16 protein-coding genes and 1 pseudogene are annotated in these 19,209 nt (G+C 42.2%); 13 read left to right on the top strand and 4 right to left on the bottom strand.

Annotation, left to right across the window (positions count from 1 at the left end; genetic code table 11):
• Positions 1 to 50: 50 nt before the first annotated feature.
• The 3 genes from UQ64_RS32195 to UQ64_RS16230 form a co-directional block, all read right to left on the bottom strand.
• Positions 51 to 269, bottom strand: coding sequence for a hypothetical protein (locus UQ64_RS32195; RefSeq protein WP_060624481.1), 219 nt, complete (start codon positions 267 to 269; stop codon positions 51 to 53).
• Between the two features lie 3 nt (positions 270 to 272).
• A complete protein-coding gene (locus UQ64_RS16235) occupies positions 273 to 962 on the bottom strand; it encodes a rhamnogalacturonan acetylesterase (protein ID WP_060624480.1) in 690 nt (229 codons plus the stop codon).
• Between the two features lie 156 nt (positions 963 to 1,118).
• Positions 1,119 to 3,464 carry a helix-turn-helix domain-containing protein gene (locus UQ64_RS16230; protein WP_060624479.1) on the bottom strand — a complete coding sequence of 782 codons (2,346 nt, stop codon included), beginning with the start codon at positions 3,462 to 3,464 and terminating at the stop codon, positions 1,119 to 1,121.
• Positions 3,465 to 3,644: 180 nt separating this feature from the next.
• On the opposite strand from UQ64_RS16230, the gene UQ64_RS16225 reads away from it, so the two are divergent.
• The 9 genes from UQ64_RS16225 (at position 3,645) to UQ64_RS16185 (ending at position 14,536) form a co-directional block, all read left to right on the top strand.
• Complete coding sequence (locus tag UQ64_RS16225) at positions 3,645 to 5,162, top strand: extracellular solute-binding protein (RefSeq protein WP_060624478.1); 1,518 nt, start codon at positions 3,645 to 3,647, stop codon at positions 5,160 to 5,162.
• Positions 5,163 to 5,338: 176 nt separating this feature from the next.
• Positions 5,339 to 6,895: an extracellular solute-binding protein gene (locus tag UQ64_RS16220; protein ID WP_060624477.1), complete on the top strand. Its 1,557-nt coding sequence runs from the start codon at positions 5,339 to 5,341 to the stop codon at positions 6,893 to 6,895.
• Positions 6,896 to 7,029: 134 nt separating this feature from the next.
• Positions 7,030 to 7,989, top strand: a complete 960-nt coding sequence (locus tag UQ64_RS16215; RefSeq protein ID WP_060624476.1) for an ABC transporter permease — start codon at positions 7,030 to 7,032, stop codon at positions 7,987 to 7,989.
• A gap of 21 nt (positions 7,990 to 8,010) precedes the next feature.
• Entirely contained in the window at positions 8,011 to 8,886 is an 876-nt protein-coding gene (locus tag UQ64_RS16210; RefSeq protein WP_060624475.1) for a carbohydrate ABC transporter permease, read from the top strand.
• A 41-nt stretch (positions 8,887 to 8,927) separates the two neighbouring features.
• The gene (locus UQ64_RS16205) at positions 8,928 to 10,031 is read left to right on the top strand and encodes a glycoside hydrolase family 88/105 protein (protein ID WP_060624474.1); all 1,104 of its coding nucleotides are present in this window, start codon (positions 8,928 to 8,930) and stop codon (positions 10,029 to 10,031) included.
• A 112-nt stretch (positions 10,032 to 10,143) separates the two neighbouring features.
• Entirely contained in the window at positions 10,144 to 11,259 is a 1,116-nt protein-coding gene (locus UQ64_RS16200) for a glycoside hydrolase family 88/105 protein (RefSeq protein WP_060624473.1), read from the top strand.
• Positions 11,260 to 11,287: 28 nt separating this feature from the next.
• A complete protein-coding gene (locus UQ64_RS16195) occupies positions 11,288 to 12,649 on the top strand; it encodes a glycoside hydrolase family 28 protein (RefSeq protein ID WP_060624472.1) in 1,362 nt (453 codons plus the stop codon).
• A gap of 12 nt (positions 12,650 to 12,661) precedes the next feature.
• Positions 12,662 to 13,552, top strand: a complete 891-nt coding sequence (locus UQ64_RS16190) for a dienelactone hydrolase family protein (protein WP_060624471.1) — start codon at positions 12,662 to 12,664, stop codon at positions 13,550 to 13,552.
• A gap of 27 nt (positions 13,553 to 13,579) precedes the next feature.
• On the top strand, positions 13,580 to 14,536 hold the full coding sequence (locus UQ64_RS16185; RefSeq protein WP_060624470.1) for a pectinesterase family protein: 957 nt from the start codon (positions 13,580 to 13,582) through the stop codon (positions 14,534 to 14,536).
• 267 nt (positions 14,537 to 14,803) lie between these two features.
• Here UQ64_RS16185 and UQ64_RS16180 read toward each other — a convergent pair whose 3' ends face one another.
• Complete coding sequence (locus tag UQ64_RS16180) at positions 14,804 to 15,217, bottom strand: hypothetical protein (protein ID WP_209445825.1); 414 nt, start codon at positions 15,215 to 15,217, stop codon at positions 14,804 to 14,806.
• Here UQ64_RS16180 and UQ64_RS16175 point away from each other — a divergent pair.
• The 4 genes and pseudogenes from UQ64_RS16175 to UQ64_RS32190 all read left to right on the top strand — a co-directional run.
• Positions 15,158 to 15,625: pseudogene (locus UQ64_RS16175) on the top strand (aldo/keto reductase); the annotation flags it as partial. The gene UQ64_RS16180 and the pseudogene UQ64_RS16175 sit on opposite strands and share 60 nt — an antisense overlap.
• A 166-nt stretch (positions 15,626 to 15,791) precedes the next feature.
• Positions 15,792 to 17,696 (top strand): ATP-dependent DNA helicase, encoded by a 1,905-nt coding sequence (locus UQ64_RS16170; protein ID WP_245238055.1) that lies wholly within the window; start codon positions 15,792 to 15,794, stop codon positions 17,694 to 17,696.
• A 216-nt stretch (positions 17,697 to 17,912) separates the two neighbouring features.
• A complete protein-coding gene (locus UQ64_RS16165; protein ID WP_060624467.1) occupies positions 17,913 to 18,956 on the top strand; it encodes a YeiH family protein in 1,044 nt (347 codons plus the stop codon).
• Between the two features lie 89 nt (positions 18,957 to 19,045).
• Entirely contained in the window at positions 19,046 to 19,183 is a 138-nt protein-coding gene (locus tag UQ64_RS32190) for a MerR family transcriptional regulator (RefSeq protein ID WP_245238025.1), read from the top strand.
• Positions 19,184 to 19,209: the final 26 nt, after the last annotated feature.

Raw genomic sequence — 19,209 nt, 5'->3', positions numbered from 1 at the left:
CATATCTAAGTATTTTTGATTGTTGCGCAGTAGCTTTTCTAATGGGAAATTTAAATCAATCGCTCCACCATAACATTTGACCTCATTGCTTGCGCCACCCAGAAGTTTATAGAGAGGTTCATATGCTCCCAGATGCTTTCTACACAGCTGGCGTCCTTGCCAATCAAGATATGTGTTAATTCATTAGCAATTAGTGAGCAGATCGCTTTGCCGCCAAATCCGCCAGTATAGGTATAACCTACCCCTTCACGACCGTCATCCGTGATCACTCCTTATAAAAGTTGTTGTAAGTTTGATAGAGATGAGGCTGTATTATGTTTAAGAGCTTGAACCACAAGTTTAGCAATCTGCTGCGCACCTTCATCCGAGAAGTGAGTATCATCCGTAACGCCATATGGATAATTGGGATGTACTTTTTCAGGCAAATGCATGAATAATTTCTTAGATGCTTCTTCGCCTAATGAACGATAGAGCGCTTGCGAGGCTGTGAAAATATCAAGTAGCGGTGTTTGAGTTTCTTCAGCTACCTGTCTCATTACCTCGGGATAAGCGCCTACAGCAAACGGGTCAAGCTCTCCAGCGGAGTTAAAGCGGCGGCGACTTACAGAGGTTAACAGAACCGGAGTACCACCTAACCGCTGAGCAGCTTCTATATATTGAACTAGGTTGCGGCGATATTCGGTTTCTGGATCGGTGTAACGTAATGGATCATCTTTTTTCTCATCGTTATGTCCAAATTGAATAAACAGGTAGTCGCCAGCTTTGAAGTCTTTACGGATGGCATCCAGGCGGCCGTCTGAGATAAATGATTTGGTACTGCGGCCATTAATGGCGCGATTCTCGATTCGAACAGAGGCCCCAAAATAACTTTGCAGGTATTCTCCCCAGCCCGTCATAGGTTTTTCTCCAGCACCTTTGATAGCCGCAGTGGAATCGCCAGCAATAAATAATGTGGGTGTCATAGGATCTTCTCCTTTAATGTGAGGGTGTTTTCTTAGCCAAATCATGTGACCAGATAAAGGTTTGTGGAGTGATTGCACACGTTAACAAGATTTCAAAAAAAGAGATGCATAGTCTCTTTTTTTGATTCATCCGAGAACAGTATTCTCGTGCTTATTTTAAATAGATTCATCGAATGTAGATTTTTGTTTACTGCCAGTATTGTGATCCCGATATTGCCCAGGTGTCATGCCTTCCTGCTTACGGAAAGAGCGAATGAAGTTCTGAGAGTTGTTATATCTTAATTTGGCCGCAATATCTTTAATGGGCATGTTAGTTTCTTTCAGCCACTTTTTCGCCATTTTAAATCGGTACATCGTTAGATATTCGCTAAAATAGTACTGGGTTTCCTTGCGGAACACACTGCTGATATAGTTGGCATTGTAATGCAGGCGTGAAGCACACTCTTCTAAAGTAAGATCTGTATCATAATCATGCTGTATCAGATCGATGATCTTCTCAGAGATGTTGTGGTATTGAGCATTTTGTCTGCTGTTAAAAATCTTGATCATCGGATTAATGACCATGCTCCAGAACCAATCTTCAATCTCTGTCACAGTATGAAGGTCATGCAGCTCCTCAAATATGGAACCATTGGCATGATAAATTTGATTTAAGCTAATACCGGATTCCTGCATCATAATGAGTAAATTATTGAGTAGGCGCGTCAACGGAATCTGGTATTCCTGAGGTGAAAGTTCGTGAGCAAAGATTGATTTGAAGAGAAAATGAATGAGTTCCTTTGCTTTATCCGTTTCAGCCAATTTGATAGCGTCCAGTAAATCATTTTCTTTATGTGTAGGGTAGTTCAAGTTCAGATAATGCTTGCCAGAGTTAATATTTTCATACTGGATAATGACGCCTTTGCCAAGTTTAATCCGATGCTTCAGTGCTTCGAGACCCTCTCTGTAGGCGATGGATAATTTATCGAAAGCGTTGAAGGGAAGGCTCAGTCCAATACTCACCTGCACCTTGAGGTAATTATTAATTTCTTGCTGCAGCTTCTCCGTTAGAGAATACAGGGTCTTGTGAAAAGACTGAGTATCGCAGTCCGGACTCCCCAATAAGACGACCACGGCATGATCCATAATTACAGGAGCCAGTCGTTGTTCAGAGCTGACTAACTCTTCAATCATATTGTGGGCAGCAAACAATAAGAGATTAAGATCTTTCTTCTCATAACTGGAATCATCGGCAAAATCGATCGACAACGTAATCACAGCCATCGTCTTCCATTCTTCGAGCTGCTTATGGTAGCCGAATTGTTCTAGCTCCTCGAGCAGATCGCGCTTCTTGACATTACCATGGAAAGCATTGATTAGGAAAAAGGTACGAACCTGCTGGATATGCTGCCGGACTTCTTTTTCCAGCTGTGATTTGGATTGGAACAGAGAATGAACTTGTTCTCCTATAATCTGAAATTCATTCGTGTGTCTAGATTTAATATCCGGTTTGCGTTGGCCCATCTGATTCATTAGTCTTTCAATGGGGGTGTACATCCGTCTTGATCCGATCCATGCCAAGAGAATAGACAGCAGAAGCATAAAGGTACACACGAATATTGTAAACAGACCAATTTTTTGCGACTCTTTCGTTAAACTTTCCATGGATGTGACCGAAAGGTAGACCCAGCCATTCATCTGGGAGCGCATGTAAGTGACAGCGTAATTCTTTTTATGGATGACGGTCTTGAACTGTCCTGAGAGTTTAGAAGGATCAGAAATGAAAGTGTCTTCTGTAAATCCGCCTTCTCTCATTGGCTTACCGATCAAGTTGCGGTCCGGATGGAGAAGGAATCGACCTGTCTTATCCAGAACGATAATATCATCGAGTGGCTGCACATCAGAATTAATGAAATCTTGAAGGCTGCAGACAGGAATATTAGCCAAGGCAAGCCCATATTTTTGTAGCTTATTGGTCGGAAGTTTCTTGATAAGACTAATGCTGTAGTTACAGCCAGTAACGTTGATGCTTTCCTCGCTATAAAATAAGGAGGATGGGTTCAAAATCCACGAGGTATCTTCGGCAATATTCATCAGGTTGGTTAGCTGCGCATGGTTTTTGTATTCATCCAGACGATAGACACCAGAATTTTTGATCATCCAATTTTGCTGCTGGTTTAGTAAGATGACATCCTCCAGCTTCGTATCGAAGGATTGCATATTGCGAATTTCGTTTCTTAAATCATTGTATAAAATGAAATCGGTTTCATTTAATGGATTGTTAAGTGCTTTTTTTAATACACTAGAGTTGATTACTTGGTTTAATGTTTGATTGACAGTTGTTAACTTATGTTCTACATTTGAGGTGATTTGTAAGATTAGTTCCATTTTACTGTTGTTAACGTTTTTTTGAATTTCTTTTGACGATGTGAGATATGAAAAAGAACCGATAAACAACACAGGCAGCGTGCTAATTACAAAGGCAAACATCGTTAGCTTACTTAGAAAACTTAATGGTCTCACGGGGCTCAGCACCTTTACTTATGTAGAAGTAGACACTTGTTCTAAGTGTATGTAACTTGGTAGGAAATAACAATAATCATCTCGTTCTGTGATAATCATTAGCTCTAATTATGCTTATAAAATGTAAAATCTTCAAGCTATAGGGTGATAATCCTTATAATATCTTAGGAGGCCACAGAAATGTCTAGAGTATCTATGGGTAGAAGGGCAACGCTGTATTTGTGTTTATTTGCAATGCTCGTTTTCTCTTTGTTAAGCGCTTGCAATAATATGGAATCTGCTGAATCCGGCACGGTTGTGTCTCCCTCGAGCATCTCGATTTTGGCGCCCCTTCATTTTCCACAACAGCCCTCTAAAGAGATTATGGAGGAGATCGAAAGATTGACAGGCGTGAAGCTCGATATAAGATGGGTTCCAGAGGGGGTCTATACTGATAAGATGAATACTGCTTTGACGACCAATTCCCTCGGGAAGGTCACATTTGTAAAATTCTCAGACTATAATCTGGTAAAAAATGCTATTCGTTCGGATGCCTTTTGGGAGATCGGCCCGTATCTTCAGGAGTTCTCTAATCTTAAACAACTGGACCCTGCTATTCTTAAACAGACTTCTGTAGATAGTAAGATCTATGGCTTATATACGGAGCGCCCCTCTTCCAGACAGGGAGTCATTATACGCAAGGATTGGCTCGACAATCTTCATTTAAATAATCCGCAAACACTAGATGAACTATATGAGGTCATGAGGCAATTTACATATAATGATCCAGACCAGAATGGTAAACAAGATACCCTCGGATTAGTCGACCGTAATGATCTCGTGTATGGAGTATTCAAGACGTTAAGTTCGTATTTTGGCACACCGAATAATTGGACACTAGAGAATCATCAATTTGTTCCTGAATTCGTGACCCCCCAGTATATGAACACAATGAATTTCATGAAGAAATTATATGATCAGAAAATTATAAATCAGGATTTTGCCTTAACGAGCAAAGAAGTGCAACGCGATAAGTTCATTAATGGGATTGCTGGTGTATTTATTGGGAGTATGACAGATGTAAAGCGGCTATCTATTGAAGCGCAGAATTTGAATCCAAAGGCAGAACTTACGCTAATCAATCGGATCAAAGGGCCTGAAGGATATAAGGTGTGGTCGATACCCAATTATAACGGACTCTATCTCTTCTCCAAAAAAGCGATTGCGACAGAGGATGAACTCCGTCAGGTGCTCGAATTTTTTGATCGAACCATGGATAAAGATGTAGCGAATATAATGATGTATGGGTTTGAAGGGCGCCATTATCAGCTTGAGGGTGGAAAAATCATTCTTCCCGAGGAAACCTCAGAACTGCGGGTGCAAGAAGTGAATCCGTTATATTCTTTGATGATTGCAGATATTAGTAATAAGAACATTATGGAGGTGGCCCAGAAGGAGCAATTGACCTCACTTGCGGATCAGCTGAGTAAAGATAATGAATCCTTTCTGGTCGACGATCCGACCGTGTCCTTAAGCTCATCCACCTATGATGAAAAGAATATGGAATTGTCAACTATCATTGTGGATGCTACGTACAATTACATATTAGGCAATATAACCGCTGAGGGGTTCCAGAAGGAAGTTGAGAGATGGAGAGCTAGCGGAGGAGATCTGATTATTAAGGAGTATGGTGAGGCTGAGCTTGGGATAGAGAAGTAAATAGGTTATTTTGATCCACTGCGGATGACGCGGTGGATTTTTTGTGTTATCACCATAATCATTTGCTCAGATCCCTTTCAGAACGCGCCGTTATGGGGAAATGATTGTTTTCGTAATCTTGTGAAGGATGTAACGTGGAACTCGTAAACAATTCAAATTATGGAGGTCAAAATGGTATGAAGAAGAAATCCTTCACCATGTTGTTAACAGCACTGTTAACATTCAGCACATTGTTAGCTGGATGCGGTGGTAACAACAATAACAAAGAAGAAGCAGCAGCTCCAACTACAAGTGCAGAGAACACCACAAAGGTGGAAGAGACTGAAGCACCTAAAGAGGAACCTACAGAAATCAAAATCATGCTTCCATTGAATACGACAGAAACACCACCAGACAGAATTAAAACAGAAGTGGAGAAATTGACGAACACCAAGCTAACTTATCAATTTTATCCAGCAGATACGTATGAAGAAAAGCTGAATTCATCCTTTGCTACAGGCTCACTGCCACAAGTAACTTATTTGAAAAATCAAACCACTTTTATTCAAATGAAAGACGCGATCAAAGACGGTCAGTTCTGGGAAATTGGTCCACTATTAAGTGAATTCCCTAATTTAAGTAAAATGAAACCGGAAATTCTGAATAACACGAAAGTAGATGGCAAGCTTTATACCCTATATATCGGGCGTCCACTTGCACGCCAAGGGATCATTTACCGAAAAGACTGGGCAGATAAATTAGGACTTGCTGCACCAGCTAATGTAGATGAATTATTTGAAATGGCTAAAGCTTTCACAGAACAAGATCCAGATGGAAATGGACAAAAAGATACAACAGGTATTATTGATCGGAATGAATTGACCTATGGTGCTTTTAAAACGGTCTCCTCATGGTTTGGTACACCTAATACCTGGGGTGAAATTGACGGCAAGTTAGCGCCTGATTTTACTTTCCCACAATATATCGAAACGATGGACTTCTTCAAAAAGGCACGTGATGGCGGTTATATGAACCAGGACTTCGCGGCTACCAGTAAAACAGATGCGGTGAATATGTTCACCAGTGGTAAAGGCGGCCTTTATATTGGGGGCTCCATGCAGGATATTGATTCTCTTAATAAAGATACCATCAAGAATTTCCCGGATGCAGTTCTGGACACACATAGTATGGTTGCAGGACCGGATGGAAAGTTTGCCCAATGGATGATTCCAGGGTATAACAACGTCGTCCTGTTCCCGAAATCTGCTGTTAAGGACGAAGCAGAGCTGAAGAAAATCCTTGCTTTCTTTGATGCAATGATGACCCCTGAAGTAGCTAACTTGATGTATTGGGGAATTGAAGGCGTTCACTATACGGTTGAAGACGGTAAAGCGAAGCCGGCAGATGACAAAGAGCTGATCGAACGTGAAGTAAAGGGCTTTAAGGATAGTGTTATCGGAGAATATGAAACAAATGGCATGTACCAAAGCTATAACGTGCTGCCAGGTCGTATTCATGCAGAAGAATTAGTTCTTGAGAATGTTAAGGTAGGCGTTCCAGATCCAACAGCTGCTATGGATTCAGCTACCTATACAGAAAAAGGTGTTGAGCTTCAACAGATCATTACTGATGCCACTTACAAGTACATCTACGGACAGATCGACAAAGCAGGGTTCGAAAAAGAAGTTGAAAACTGGAAGAGCCGTGGCGGAGCTAAGATTATTGAAGAGTACAACGCTTTGTACAAGAAGTAATCCCTTTGTTCGAAACGCTTGAGTGAACAATATGTAGCTGAAAAGGTTGTTGATCCTGGTTCAACAACCTTTTCTCTTCATAGTCACCTGGAGAAATAAAGAGTTTGAATAAAGAAGGAGAAAGGAAGAGAAACATGCAGGAACTCACCGCACAGCCAGCTCCACAACCAAAGCGTATTTATAAGAGCAACAGTGAATTAAAAAAGCGGCTGTGGAGAAATAAATGGCTCTATGTCATGCTAACGCCGGGCGTACTGTACTTTGTTATTTTTAAATATTTTCCTATGTATGGATTAATAATTGCCTTCCAAGATTACAAGCCGTATCAAGGCATTACAGGTAGTGATTGGGTAGGGATGAAGCATTTTAGCAGGTTGTTTACAGAACCTGACTTCTTAAATATTTTAGTAAATACGCTTATCTTGTTTGGGATGAATATTCTTATTTATTTTCCAATACCGATTATATTGGCTCTGATGCTGAACGAGCTTAGAGGTACTTTTTTCAAAAGAACCTTTCAGACCCTATTCTATTTACCCCATTTCATGTCATGGGTTATCGTCGTCTCCATTTCGTTTGTAATGGTTACGATGGACGGGGGGATTATCAACGAGCTGCTTGCCTATTTTGGCTTTGAAAAAATCAACTTCCTGCTTAATCCAAGCTGGTTCAGACCGATGTACATTATTCAGGTCATTTGGCGGGAAGCGGGCTGGGGAACCATTATTTATCTGGCTGCTATTGCTGCAATCGATCCTGGGCTCTATGAAGCAGCACGTATGGATGGAGCTGGGCGGCTTAGACAAGTCTGGCATATTACACTTCCAGCTATTCGAGGCGTGATAATCACCTTGTTTATTTTGAAAATCGGTTCCGTTCTGGATCTTGGATTTGAACATGTCTATCTGCTGCTTAACTCCATGAATCGAGAGGTCGCGGAAATTATTGATACGTATGTGTATACCGCAGGTTTGAGACAAGGACAGTTTAGTTACAGTACAGCCATCGGATTCTTTAAATCCATTGTTGGTTTGATCATGGTCATGACAGTGAATAAAATCTCCAAGAAAATGGGAGAAGAAGGCGTCTATTGATACGTTGTAGGAGGAATCGAAATGGTAGAGGATAAAACAATCGGCGGCAGAATTTTTTCTGCTATAAATTTTACGCTGCTAGCAATTATTGCATTGGTGACAGTGCTTCCCTTCGTACACGTTGTAGCGGGTTCTTTTACAACAAGTGCGGAGATAGCCGCCAATAAATTTGTATTGATCCCAAAAGTATGGAGTTTGGATGCGTACAAGTTCATCTTTTCAACGAACACATTATTTAAAGCTATGGGAGTTTCCATTGGTGTAACGGTCATTGGAACAGCTTTCAGCATGCTCATTACCTCTTTGATGGCTTACGCCCTGGCTAGAAGAGATTTGGACGGACGTAAAGTGGTTAACTTCCTGGTCGTATTCACGATGCTCTTTCATGGAGGAATGATTCCAACGTTCTTGGTAGTAAAGGAATTAGGTCTCATTGACTCTTATGCAGCACTTATTCTGCCTTCAGCCATTAGTGCCTTTAATATGATCATCTTGAAGAACTTTTTTCAAAATATCCCTGAGGGTTTGGAGGAATCTGCCAAAATTGACGGATGTAACGACTTCGGAATTTTGTTCCGGATTGTCCTGCCCTTATCCTTGCCAGCCTTAGCGACCATCGGATTGTTCTATTCGGTTACGTATTGGAACACGTACATGAGCGCTATTCTGTATCTGGATGATAGCAGCAAGTGGCCAATTCAAGTCCTATTGAGACAAATCGTTGTCCTGGCTAGTGGAATGGACCACAGTGCTACGCTGGATGCCACTGTTCCACCGCCGGATCAAACCATTAAGATGGCTGTCATCGTGGTAGCTACTCTGCCAATTCTCATGGTGTATCCGTTCCTTCAGAAGCATTTTGCCAAAGGTGCCATGTTAGGTTCTATGAAAGGCTAATAAGAGGAAGAGAGAGATTATTCTTTGGGAGGAGCTTGGAGATGACTGGCAGGATACCAACAACACCAATAGAGTGGGCAAAAAAGGCATGCGATTCTTTAATGGATACTTACAGAGCGGGAGAGCTTCCTCCAGCACATCGTTGGCACTACCATCAAGGTGTATTTCTGTGTGGTATGGAGCTATTATGGAGTGCTTATCAAGAAGACCGCTATATTAACTATATTCAGGAATACGTGGATAATTTGGTAGATGAATATGGTAACTTTTATTTTGCCCGCGATGAGCTGGATGCTGTTCAAGCTGGACAACTGCTGTTTAATCTTCATCAGCGGACAGGTAAACTCAAGTATCGCATCGCTGCGGAGAAGCTGAGGAATTTATTGCTTACGTTAAACAAAACCTCTGAAGGTGGGTATTGGCATAAGGATAAATATGCTAACCAAATGTGGTTAGATGGGCTTTATATGGCAGGCGTATTCTCGTTAAAATATGCTAATGTCTATGGTGATCCTAGCTTACGTGATACGGTTCTCCATCAAGAGATGTTAATGCGTAAGTATATGAAAGATGAGACAACCGGATTATTATATCATGCTTGGGACGAGAGCCGCCGGATGCCATGGTCGAACCCGGAGACAGGGTGCTCACCGGAATTCTGGAGCAGAGCGCTGGGCTGGTATGGTCTAGCCTTATCGCAATTCCTAGATTTGTTACCTGCTAGTGATCCTGCTCGGGCAGGGCTATCTTCTACTTTACGTGATTTTGTTGATGCCCTTATTCGTTATCAAGATCCGGTAAGTGGACTTTGGTATCAGGTCGTAGATAAGGGGCATGAGCCGGATAATTGGCTGGAGACCTCAGGTTCATGTTTATTTGTCTACACAATTGCCAAAGCAGTGAAGCATGGCATTGTAAGTGATGCGGAAGTCGCTACAGCCGCGGCTAGAAAAGGGTATGAAGGGTTAATCCAAATCATTCAGTGGGATGAGCAGGATAGGTTAATTCTGCCGGACATCTGTATCGGTACTTCGGCTGGGGATTATGAGAGTTACATTACTCGACCTAAAGTTAAAAATGATTTACATGGCGTGGGCGCGTTGGTGATGGCTTGTGTTGAGATGGAGAGCTTAATCCAAGAGTGATTCCATTGAATTCTTACTAGACAATGACTTGATTCTCTGGGACTGAGAATCAAGTCCTATTATTTTGTGAGAGAAAGTTATTCATAAATTTAATGATATTCAGGAGGTTGGGATGAAGAGATCACATTGGGCAATTCGCACAGCAGACTCTATCATGGCGAGGACACCAAAGCTCTATGAGGATAAAGGCTACAACGGAAGCTGGACCTATGACTATGGTGTCGTATTGAATGGATTTGAATGGCTGTGGAAGCAAACCGGCGATAAGAAGTATCTGCAATTCATTCAAGATCAGATGGATTACTTTATTCAGGAAGATGGCAGCGTTAAAGGCTACCATTTGGATGAGTACAATATCGATCACATTAACAACGGGAAATTATTAATTACGCTATATAAAGAAACCAAGCAGGAAAAATATAAACAAGCAGCTACCATATTTAGAAAGCAGCTAGAGACACATCCGCGAACCTCGGAAGGTGCTTTTTGGCATAAAAATATTTATCCCTATCAAATCTGGTTAGATGGTCTATATATGGGTGCACCTTTTTATTTAGCCTACTTGCTAGCCTTTGAGGAAGGGCGGGGGCTTGAAGATGTGACGAAACAATTCATCTTGAGTGAGAAACACACAAAAGATACGAAAACGGGGCTGCTATATCACGCATGGGATGAACAGCGTGTTCAACCTTGGTGTGACCCCGAGACAGGATGCTCTCCAAACTTTTGGGCGCGTTCACTCGGATGGTATCTCATGTCTTTAGTTGATGTTCTGGAATTGCTACCTAGTGAGCATTCAGATTATCCAGAACTGGTACGAATACTAAACGATACTTTAACTGCGGTGGAGAAATATCAGGATAAGGAATCCGGGGTCTGGTATCAAGTGATTAATCTAGGTGAACGCAAAGGAAATTATCTCGAAGCCTCTGCTTCCAGTATGATCGTGTATGCCATGGCAAAAGGTATTCGATTAGGCGTATTAGAGGCTAGTTGGTACGTACCGTTAGAACTCGCTTTCCAAGGACTAATCTCAGAGTTTGTTCTTGAGACCAAAGAAGGATGGGTCAATCTAAATAAGAATTGCCAAGTAGCAGGGTTAGGTGGCGTAGATCAACGCGACGGCACTTTCGCTTATTACATTAGCGAGCCTATTGTGACTAACGACCAAAAGGGTGTCGGTGCTTTCTTGCAAGCCTGTGTGGAGTACGAGCAATTAAGAGGCTGAATCTGATATAGAATAGGAGTGCTATAAAATGTCCGTATATAATATTGAGGATTTTGGAGCGCTTAAGAATAGCGGGATGTTAGCGACAGAAGCGATTGCGCGTGCGATTGAAGCGGCAAGTGAGGCTGGTGGAGGAACCGTTTATGTGCCAGCGGGTACTTACTATACGGGTGCGATTGTTATGAAGAGCAACATCGAATTAAATTTAAATCCAGGAGCGATCCTTTCATTCAGTACGAATCCGGTGAATTACCCTGCGGTGGAATGCAGATGGGAAGGGGTGAAGCAGCAGGTTCATACTCCTTGTATTCATGGTCAAGGTTTAGTCAATATATCGATTACCGGAAGCGGAACTATTAATGGTAATGGCAAAGCATGGTGGGATGTATTTCGGAACCGTCGGGAAGAGCTGAAGTATCCCCGTCCGACTCTGATCGGATTTGATAGCTGTCAGCGGGTAACGATTAAGGATGTCTCGCTAATGAATTCTCCAAGCTGGACCGTTAATCCTGTGGGCTGCTACAATGTGACGATTGATAATCTGTCTATTTTGAACCCGGCTGATTCTCCGAACACAGATGGTATTAATCCAGAATCTTGTACGAATGTTCGGATTAGTAACTGTAATATTGATGTAGGTGATGACTGTATTGCTATCAAAGCGGGAACTGAAGATACGATGGAGCGCATTCCATGTGAGAATATCACGATTACGGGCTGTACTATGGTTCATGGGCATGGTGGGGTTGTACTTGGAAGTGAAATGAGCGGAGATATTCGTAATGTAACCATCAGTAACTGTGTCTTCAAACAAACCGATCGTGGCATACGTATGAAATCAAGACGGGGACGCGGCGGTACAATAGAAGATATTCGCATTAGTAACATCGTAATGGAAGACGTCATCTGTCCGTTTACCCTAAATCTGTATTATTTCTGTGGACCTCGCGGGAAAGAAAAGTATGTGTGGGACAAAAATCCTTATCCGATTACAGATGAAACGCCATGCTTTAGACGAATTCATTTCGCCAATATTACCGCACGTAATGTTCATGCATCTGCGGGATTCTTGTATGGACTTGCGGAGCAGTATGTATCGGAGATTACTTTTACAAATATTGATATCTCCATGGCACGCAATGCGATTCCCGGGCATCCGGACATGATGACAGGGATCGAGAACATGAACAATCGCGGATTTTTTCTGGGCAATGCTAGAGATGTGCAATTTCATCAGGTGAGCATTGAGAATCATGAAGGACCTGCTTTTTATATTGAAAATGGTGAAGCCATAGAGATCATAAATTGTCATTCGAAGAACACGAGCAAGCAAGAAAAACTAGTAGAACAAGTTACAGTTTCGCCCTCAGAACAGAATGTGTGTCCGTAAAGGGAGGAAGCCATGGAGCCTGATAAACTGAAGGAACTGTTAGGTGATCTTCCGACGGATAAGCCGATTTCGGTAACTGTGATGAACCAAGAGGAACGGGACGGATATAGTCTGGAATCCCTTTTACTGAATCTTAATGGGATTGAACAGGTGCCTGCTTATGTAGCAATCCCTTTGCATAAGGAAGGGCCGTTTCCGCTGGTTGTCTTTAATCATTCTCATGGAGGGAATTACGCGAATGGACGCAATGAGTTTATTCGGAGTAGTTCCTATTTGCAACAGCCCTCTTTTGCTAAAGTCTTAACGGAGATGGGTTACGCTGCTTGCTGTATCGATATGTGGGGATTTAATGAGCGTGGTGGCAGAACTGAGAGTGAGTTAGTGAAGGAAATGCTGTGGCAGGGGCAGGTCATGTGGGGCATGATGCTGTATGACAATATTCGAATGCTAGATTACATGTGCCAACGTGAGGATATTGACGCGTCTCGCATCGCAACAATCGGCATGTCCATGGGTGGTTTGATGGCCTGGTGGCTGGCTGCATTAGACGAACGAGTTGGGGTGATTGTCGATATTTGTGGTCAAGTAGATGCGCATACCCTAATTGCTGTAAGAGGACTAGATCACCATGGTTACTATTCTTATGTGCCCGGGTTATTGAAGCATTTCACAACGCTCGATATTCAAAAGCGGATCGTTCCCCGCCCGCGAATGAGCCTAGTAGGCAGAAATGATCGGCTATGTCCCATTGCAGGAGTAGAACTCTTGGATAGGGGGCTGTTCGAAGCTTATCAAACGGCAGGGAGATCAGAACATTGGCAACCTGTCATTTCCAGTGGTGGGCATATGGAGACCTTGGAAATGCGGACTTTATGGCAGCAATTTTTGACGAAGCATCTATAAAATCCATAGAAAGGAACTTAACCACCGATGCTAGTAGTAGGCAAAGAATCCTGTTGCGATTATCACACGATTCAAGAGGCAATAGATTCGCTAGAGCGTGAGCCAATTTGCCAAGCGGATACGCTCTATATTCTGTCAGGTGTCTACCATGAGACAGTTAGAATTTACCGTTCTAATCTTACGATCATTGGACTTGGAACCGTGGAAATAACCATGAATCGTTATGCCAAAGAGCGTGATGAAGCGGGTGAAGAAATCAATACGTTTGCTACACCAACGTTATTTCTGGGAGGTACCGACCTGGTCTTAGAGAACCTGGTGATTACCAACAGTGCTGGGCAGGGAGAACATATTGGTCAGGCGGTAGCCGTTTATGCACATTGCGACCAAACCGTGTTCAGACATTGTACCTTTAAAGGGTATCAAGACACGTTATTTACAGGACCTTTGCCACCTGCTCCACGAGAGCGAGGGGCATTTGGAGGCATTCCACTGAGAGATCATCATATCCATTATCGCCAGTTGTATCAGCATTGCTATATAGAAGGAACGGTTGATTTTATTTTTGGCGGTGCAACGGCTTATTTCGATCAATGTGAGATCCGAAGCTTGCGCCATAGTGAGAATCAAGCAGGGTATATAACAGCTGCTTCGACACCCGAGGGACAGTCACATGGTTTTATTTTCAAGAATTGCTTCTTAACAGCCGTCCCTGATATTGCTCCAGTGTTTCTAGGACGGCCTTGGCGCGAGTACGCTAAAACTGCATTTGTGGGTTGTAAGATGGGTTCGCATATTCATCCTTTGGGCTGGGACAACTGGAATAACTCAGCGAATGAGCAAACTGTAAGATATCAGGAATATGAAGTGAAGGATGCTGCGCTCCTAAGTAAGAAGCGTGTTTCTTGGGCAGATTGCTTTGAGGATGGGAGAGAAGCGCTGGATAAAAAGTTGATTTTTGCTGGGTCGGACTTTTGGAAGTAAGGGTACAGATGGATTAGACTAGCCTTAATAAAAAGCGGCAGCCCTGGACGAGTGAGACAAAGTTCTAGGCTGCCGTTTTTAAATGAATGAGCTCTTTATCAACCCAAATACCATAGGAACTATTAAAACATAAGGTCTCTGGATTGCTGGAAGAATGTAAAATAAAAATAGCCCAATTAATATCGTTGGTAGCAATAGAATAAAATACCCAATGCATTTCTTCCCCGCCCTTTTGCTTAATACTAAAAAAATATCTTGCTTTAAGTGTTAATGCCCTCGTATGTCAAGATCACTTAATGGATAGTCACTACTGCCCCAAGTATAGACAATATAATAGTTGATCAGCGTTTCATCTGCTTTCAAAGCTTTGAATTTCAAGTCACGATGTTCAATAAAGGTAATGTTATTACTCACTTGCTTTTCAACGATGTAACTCCATTCATTTTCGCGATACTTTGAATAAAAATTATTTAATTCTTCTAAAATTAGCTCCGATTTGATTGAAATAGCGCCAAAAAATTGCATTAGATTTTTCTTTGTGGAATATGCAATATAATTGTTAATTCTATTAAAGGTAAGGATCCTCCTGCCTGCTATAGTAATCTGCTGTTGGACTTGTAGGTGCGTGCAATCGGCGTTAGTAATTTCCGTCCGGATCGTCTGATTGATTTGATTCTTCATAATGAAGTAGTCCCTGCAGTGAATCAGGTTGAGACACACCCTTTTAACCAGCAAATCGAAAATGCAGAATTCATGAAGGAAAACAATGTGCAAATCGAGTCCTGGGCTCCTTTTGCTGAAGGGAAAAATAATTTGTTCCAGAATGAGATTCTGGTATCCATAGCTGAAAAGTATAATAAATCCGTGGCTCAGGTGGTTTTACGGTGGCTGACACAAAGAGAAATTGTTGTGATTCCGAAGTCAGTTCGTAAAGAAAGAATTATCGAAAACTTCAATATCTTTGATTTTGAATTAAGCCAAGAGGAAATGGTGTCCATTACTAAGTTAGATACGAATCAGAGTTTGTTCTTTTCACATCGGGACCCTGAAATGGTGAAATGGCTTGGTACTCGTAAACTCGATATCTAACCTGTTTCCAAATGAACTACTTTGTAATTACTCCAATGTTATGAGATAATAGAGTTTTTCCGTTGATTCTATTTTTCATGGCATAAGTGATATGCCTGATCAAATATTGGAGGTAGGCTTGTTGGCGACACAGTATCCTTTTGAATATGATCGGACCAGACCTTTTATGGAGCAAGTAGGGGAATGGGTCGGCGATGTATTCTATGAAATTCTTCCTGAGGCAGGATTTGAAGTTCGTGATGAACAGATTTACATGGCTTTTCAGGTGGAAAGAGCGTTTGCTGAGAAAAAGACGATTTTTGCTGAGGCAGGGGTCGGTACGGGTAAGACTTTAGTATATTTGTTATACAGCATTTGTTACGCACGATATAGGGGTAAACCTGCGATTATCGCTTGTGCGGACGAGTCCTTGATTGAGCAGTTGGTGAAGCCAGAGGGTGATATTGCCAAGCTTGCGAAGCATCTGAATATGAGTATCGATGCCAGACTAGCGAAATCGCCTGATAAATATATGTGTCTGAAAAAGCTGGATCATGCTCGCAACAATGATGATGGCAGCTTGCCGCTGGAGAGTCTATATGGTACTTTACCTGATTTTGTACATTCTCATGCACCGATGCAGCAGTTCCATGCCTATGGCGACCGAAGGGATTATCCAGATCTGAACGATGAGCAATGGAATAAGATTAACTGGGATACGTTTCAGGATTGTTTTACTTGCGATATGCGGCACCGCTGTGGACAGACGTTGTCCCGTGATCATTACCGGAAATCAGGCGACTTGATCATTTGTTCTCACGATTATTACATGGAGCATGTTTGGACTTATGAAGCGCGTAAGCGAGAGGGTCAAATTCCTCTGCTTCCAGAACATTGTGCTGTTGTTTTTGACGAAGGGCATTTGTTAGAATCTGCCGCCATGAAGGCGTTAGGATATAAAATGAAGCATGTCGTCTTTGAAGAACTGATCTCTCGTCTGCTACAAAATGAGATTCGTGAGACGCTCGCTGTACTTATCGATGAAGCGATTATGCAAAGTGAGCAAATGTTCAAATACATCCGTCGTCAATGCCGCAGCATTCCGGGATCGGATCGAAAAAGCATTGAGCTTAATGCGCCGCTAATCCGTGAGGTACATCGCATGCGTAGTGTAATTGCCGCAATTGAAGAAGAATTAGTATTCGAAAGTGGACTTTACACGATTGATGAATATCAATTGCGAATTGTGGAAGAACGTCTGGAGACTATTGAGATCGCATTGAGGTTGTTTGAGGATTCAGGTGCACTAATTTGCTGGGCGACGGAAGATAGCGATGGTTTAACGCTGTCGGTCATGCCGCGTAATGTTAAGGAAGTACTTCAAGACAGCTTATTCACGCAAAAAATGCCAATCGTATTCTCTTCGGCTACATTATCCGTGGATAAATCATTCCAATACTTGAAGGACAGTCTTGGGATACAAGACTTCTTGTCCTTCTCCGTAGACTCACCATATGATTATGAGCACCAGATGAATGTCTATGTACCGGAGCTTCGGAAAGGTGATTTTGCTGAGAAAATGGAGATTTCTATAAAACTTATCCAGCAGACAGAAGGAAGAGCCCTATTGCTGTTCCGTACTCGCGAAGAACTTCTGCAGTTCAAGCAGCTCAACTCGCTGAGAGCAGAATCCAGCAAATATTCTTTCCTCTATGAAGGGGATCAAGAGATCAGCTATCTAATATCAGCCTTTCAACGGGATGAGCATAGTGTGCTATGTGCGGTGACGCTGTGGGAAGGACTAGATATACCAGGACCCTCACTATCTAATGTGATCATTTGGTCGCTACCTTATCCACCGCTTGACCCTGTATTTATGGCGAAACGTGCGGAGACTTCCAATCCTTTTGAAGATGTGGATTTGCCTTACATGCTGCTAAGACTTAAACAAGGAATGGGACGTCTGATCAGAACAGGTACGGACCAAGGAATTGTGACGGTACTTGCGGAAGCTGAAGGACAACACCCAGTTCACGAGTATATAACTTCGGTACTCCCGAAGGGGACTAAGCTTCAAAAGCTTGAAGTTTAAATTTAATATAGGAACACAATCGCTCTTTTGGAGGTGGATGCTTCGGCATTCTCCTTCTCGAAGGAGCTTTTTTTATGCGTAAATTCAAGCATAAGGATTACTAATCTTACGGATAGTATATTGGTATTTAACTTTCAAGCCTGAGCGTATTATTGTTGATTCATGGGGTACACACATATTCCATCATCTAGAGAATCATACGAGGGGGTATACGACATGGGGGATTCACAGGGATTATACCAATCAAACAATAAGAAACAAGTTGGTTTTGCGCTTGGCATTGGATTAACCTTAATCATTGCATTAGTTGCAAAATATTTAGCAGGCTTTCCATTTCTCTCTATTATGGGCCAATTGGTCATTGCCATCTTAATCGGAATTATTTGGCGGGCAACTGCCGGAGTGCCTGGTACGATCACGCAAGGCACTGATTTTTCCAGTAAAAAGCTGCTGCGGCTTGGGATTATCCTTCTTGGGATGCGGCTGAATTTAATGGATATTGTTGCTGCAGGTCCACGGGTATTTCTACTGGCTGTTATTGTGATCGTATTTACGATCCCTGTTGTATTCGGACTTGCCAGACTGTTTAAGGTTGATAAGCGACTCAGTATCTTAACGGCTTGCGGAACAGCGATTTGCGGTGCGGCAGCGGTGGTGGCGATTGCTCCACAAATCAAAGCCAAAGACGACGAAACTGCTATTGGCGCAGCGATAGTTGCTATTTTAGGTACAATATTCACATTACTCTACACTTTTTTGTATCCTTTACTAGGCTTATCGGATCTTGGTTATGGGGTTTTCTCTGGAGCTACCTTACATGAAATTGCTCACGTCATCGCAGCAGCAGATGCTGGTGGGAATGAAGCAGTAGATATGGCGGTTATCGTCAAATTGACTCGGGTGGCCTTACTCGTTCCTGTCGCTATCTTAATTGGGGTTTGGACCAATCGTGCAGAAAGAAAAGTGCAAGGTGGACAGTCTAAAGCCTCATGGAGAAGCATTCCTATTCCTTGGTTTATTCTAGGTTTCTTACTCGTCAGCGGTGTGAATTCGTTAGGGATTGTGTCCGCATCAGTGGCAAATGGAATAGTAACGATTGCTTATATGCTAATCGCTATGGCGATGGCTGGACTTGGTTTAAACGTTGATTTGGCAGCATTTAGACGACTAGGAATGAAATCTTTTGCAGCAGGACTTATAGGTTCGGTCTTGTTGTCCTTAGTTGGATTTACACTAGTACACTTGTTTGGTCTGGCGTAATCTTCTGCATACATTAGAATAGTAAGAAATGAACTACTTCATATCTTAATAGGGTCCTTCTGTATATCATTTAATGTGGCTGGGTATGCATGAAATGGATGGAGGGACATCAGTTGAAATATTGCATAGGGGAATTTGCTTCCATTCTCGGTGTAACTGCAGATACGCTGAGGTTATACGAGAAACATGATATTGTTAAGCCCACTAAAGATAACAGCAATAATTAAGATATTTTAATGATTTAGATGCAAGA

Source organism: Paenibacillus etheri, from assembly GCF_001012825.1.
In the GTDB taxonomy this organism is placed as follows: domain Bacteria; phylum Bacillota; class Bacilli; order Paenibacillales; family Paenibacillaceae; genus Paenibacillus_AQ; species Paenibacillus_AQ etheri.
This window is presented reverse-complemented; position numbering and strand designations above follow the sequence as displayed.

Bases quoted from the DNA above. Each gene is read 5' to 3' on its own strand.
- UQ64_RS16185 (WP_060624470.1), top strand. From the start codon at position 13,580: ATGCTAGTAGTAGGCAAAGAATCCTGTTGCGATTATCACACGATTCAA.
- UQ64_RS16235 (WP_060624480.1), bottom strand. From the start codon at position 962: ATGACACCCACATTATTTATTGCTGGCGATTCCACTGCGGCTATCAAA.
- UQ64_RS32190 (WP_245238025.1), top strand. From the start codon at position 19,046: ATGAAATGGATGGAGGGACATCAGTTGAAATATTGCATAGGGGAATTT.
- UQ64_RS16180 (WP_209445825.1), bottom strand. From the start codon at position 15,217: ATGAAGAATCAAATCAATCAGACGATCCGGACGGAAATTACTAACGCC.
- UQ64_RS16220 (WP_060624477.1), top strand. From the start codon at position 5,339: ATGAAGAAGAAATCCTTCACCATGTTGTTAACAGCACTGTTAACATTC.
- UQ64_RS16215 (WP_060624476.1), top strand. From the start codon at position 7,030: ATGCAGGAACTCACCGCACAGCCAGCTCCACAACCAAAGCGTATTTAT.
- UQ64_RS16205 (WP_060624474.1), top strand. From the start codon at position 8,928: ATGACTGGCAGGATACCAACAACACCAATAGAGTGGGCAAAAAAGGCA.
- UQ64_RS16190 (WP_060624471.1), top strand. From the start codon at position 12,662: ATGGAGCCTGATAAACTGAAGGAACTGTTAGGTGATCTTCCGACGGAT.
- UQ64_RS16165 (WP_060624467.1), top strand. From the start codon at position 17,913: ATGGGGGATTCACAGGGATTATACCAATCAAACAATAAGAAACAAGTT.
- UQ64_RS16195 (WP_060624472.1), top strand. From the start codon at position 11,288: ATGTCCGTATATAATATTGAGGATTTTGGAGCGCTTAAGAATAGCGGG.
- UQ64_RS16225 (WP_060624478.1), top strand. From the start codon at position 3,645: ATGTCTAGAGTATCTATGGGTAGAAGGGCAACGCTGTATTTGTGTTTA.
- UQ64_RS16170 (WP_245238055.1), top strand. From the start codon at position 15,792: ATGGAGCAAGTAGGGGAATGGGTCGGCGATGTATTCTATGAAATTCTT.
- UQ64_RS16200 (WP_060624473.1), top strand. From the start codon at position 10,144: ATGAAGAGATCACATTGGGCAATTCGCACAGCAGACTCTATCATGGCG.
- UQ64_RS16210 (WP_060624475.1), top strand. From the start codon at position 8,011: ATGGTAGAGGATAAAACAATCGGCGGCAGAATTTTTTCTGCTATAAAT.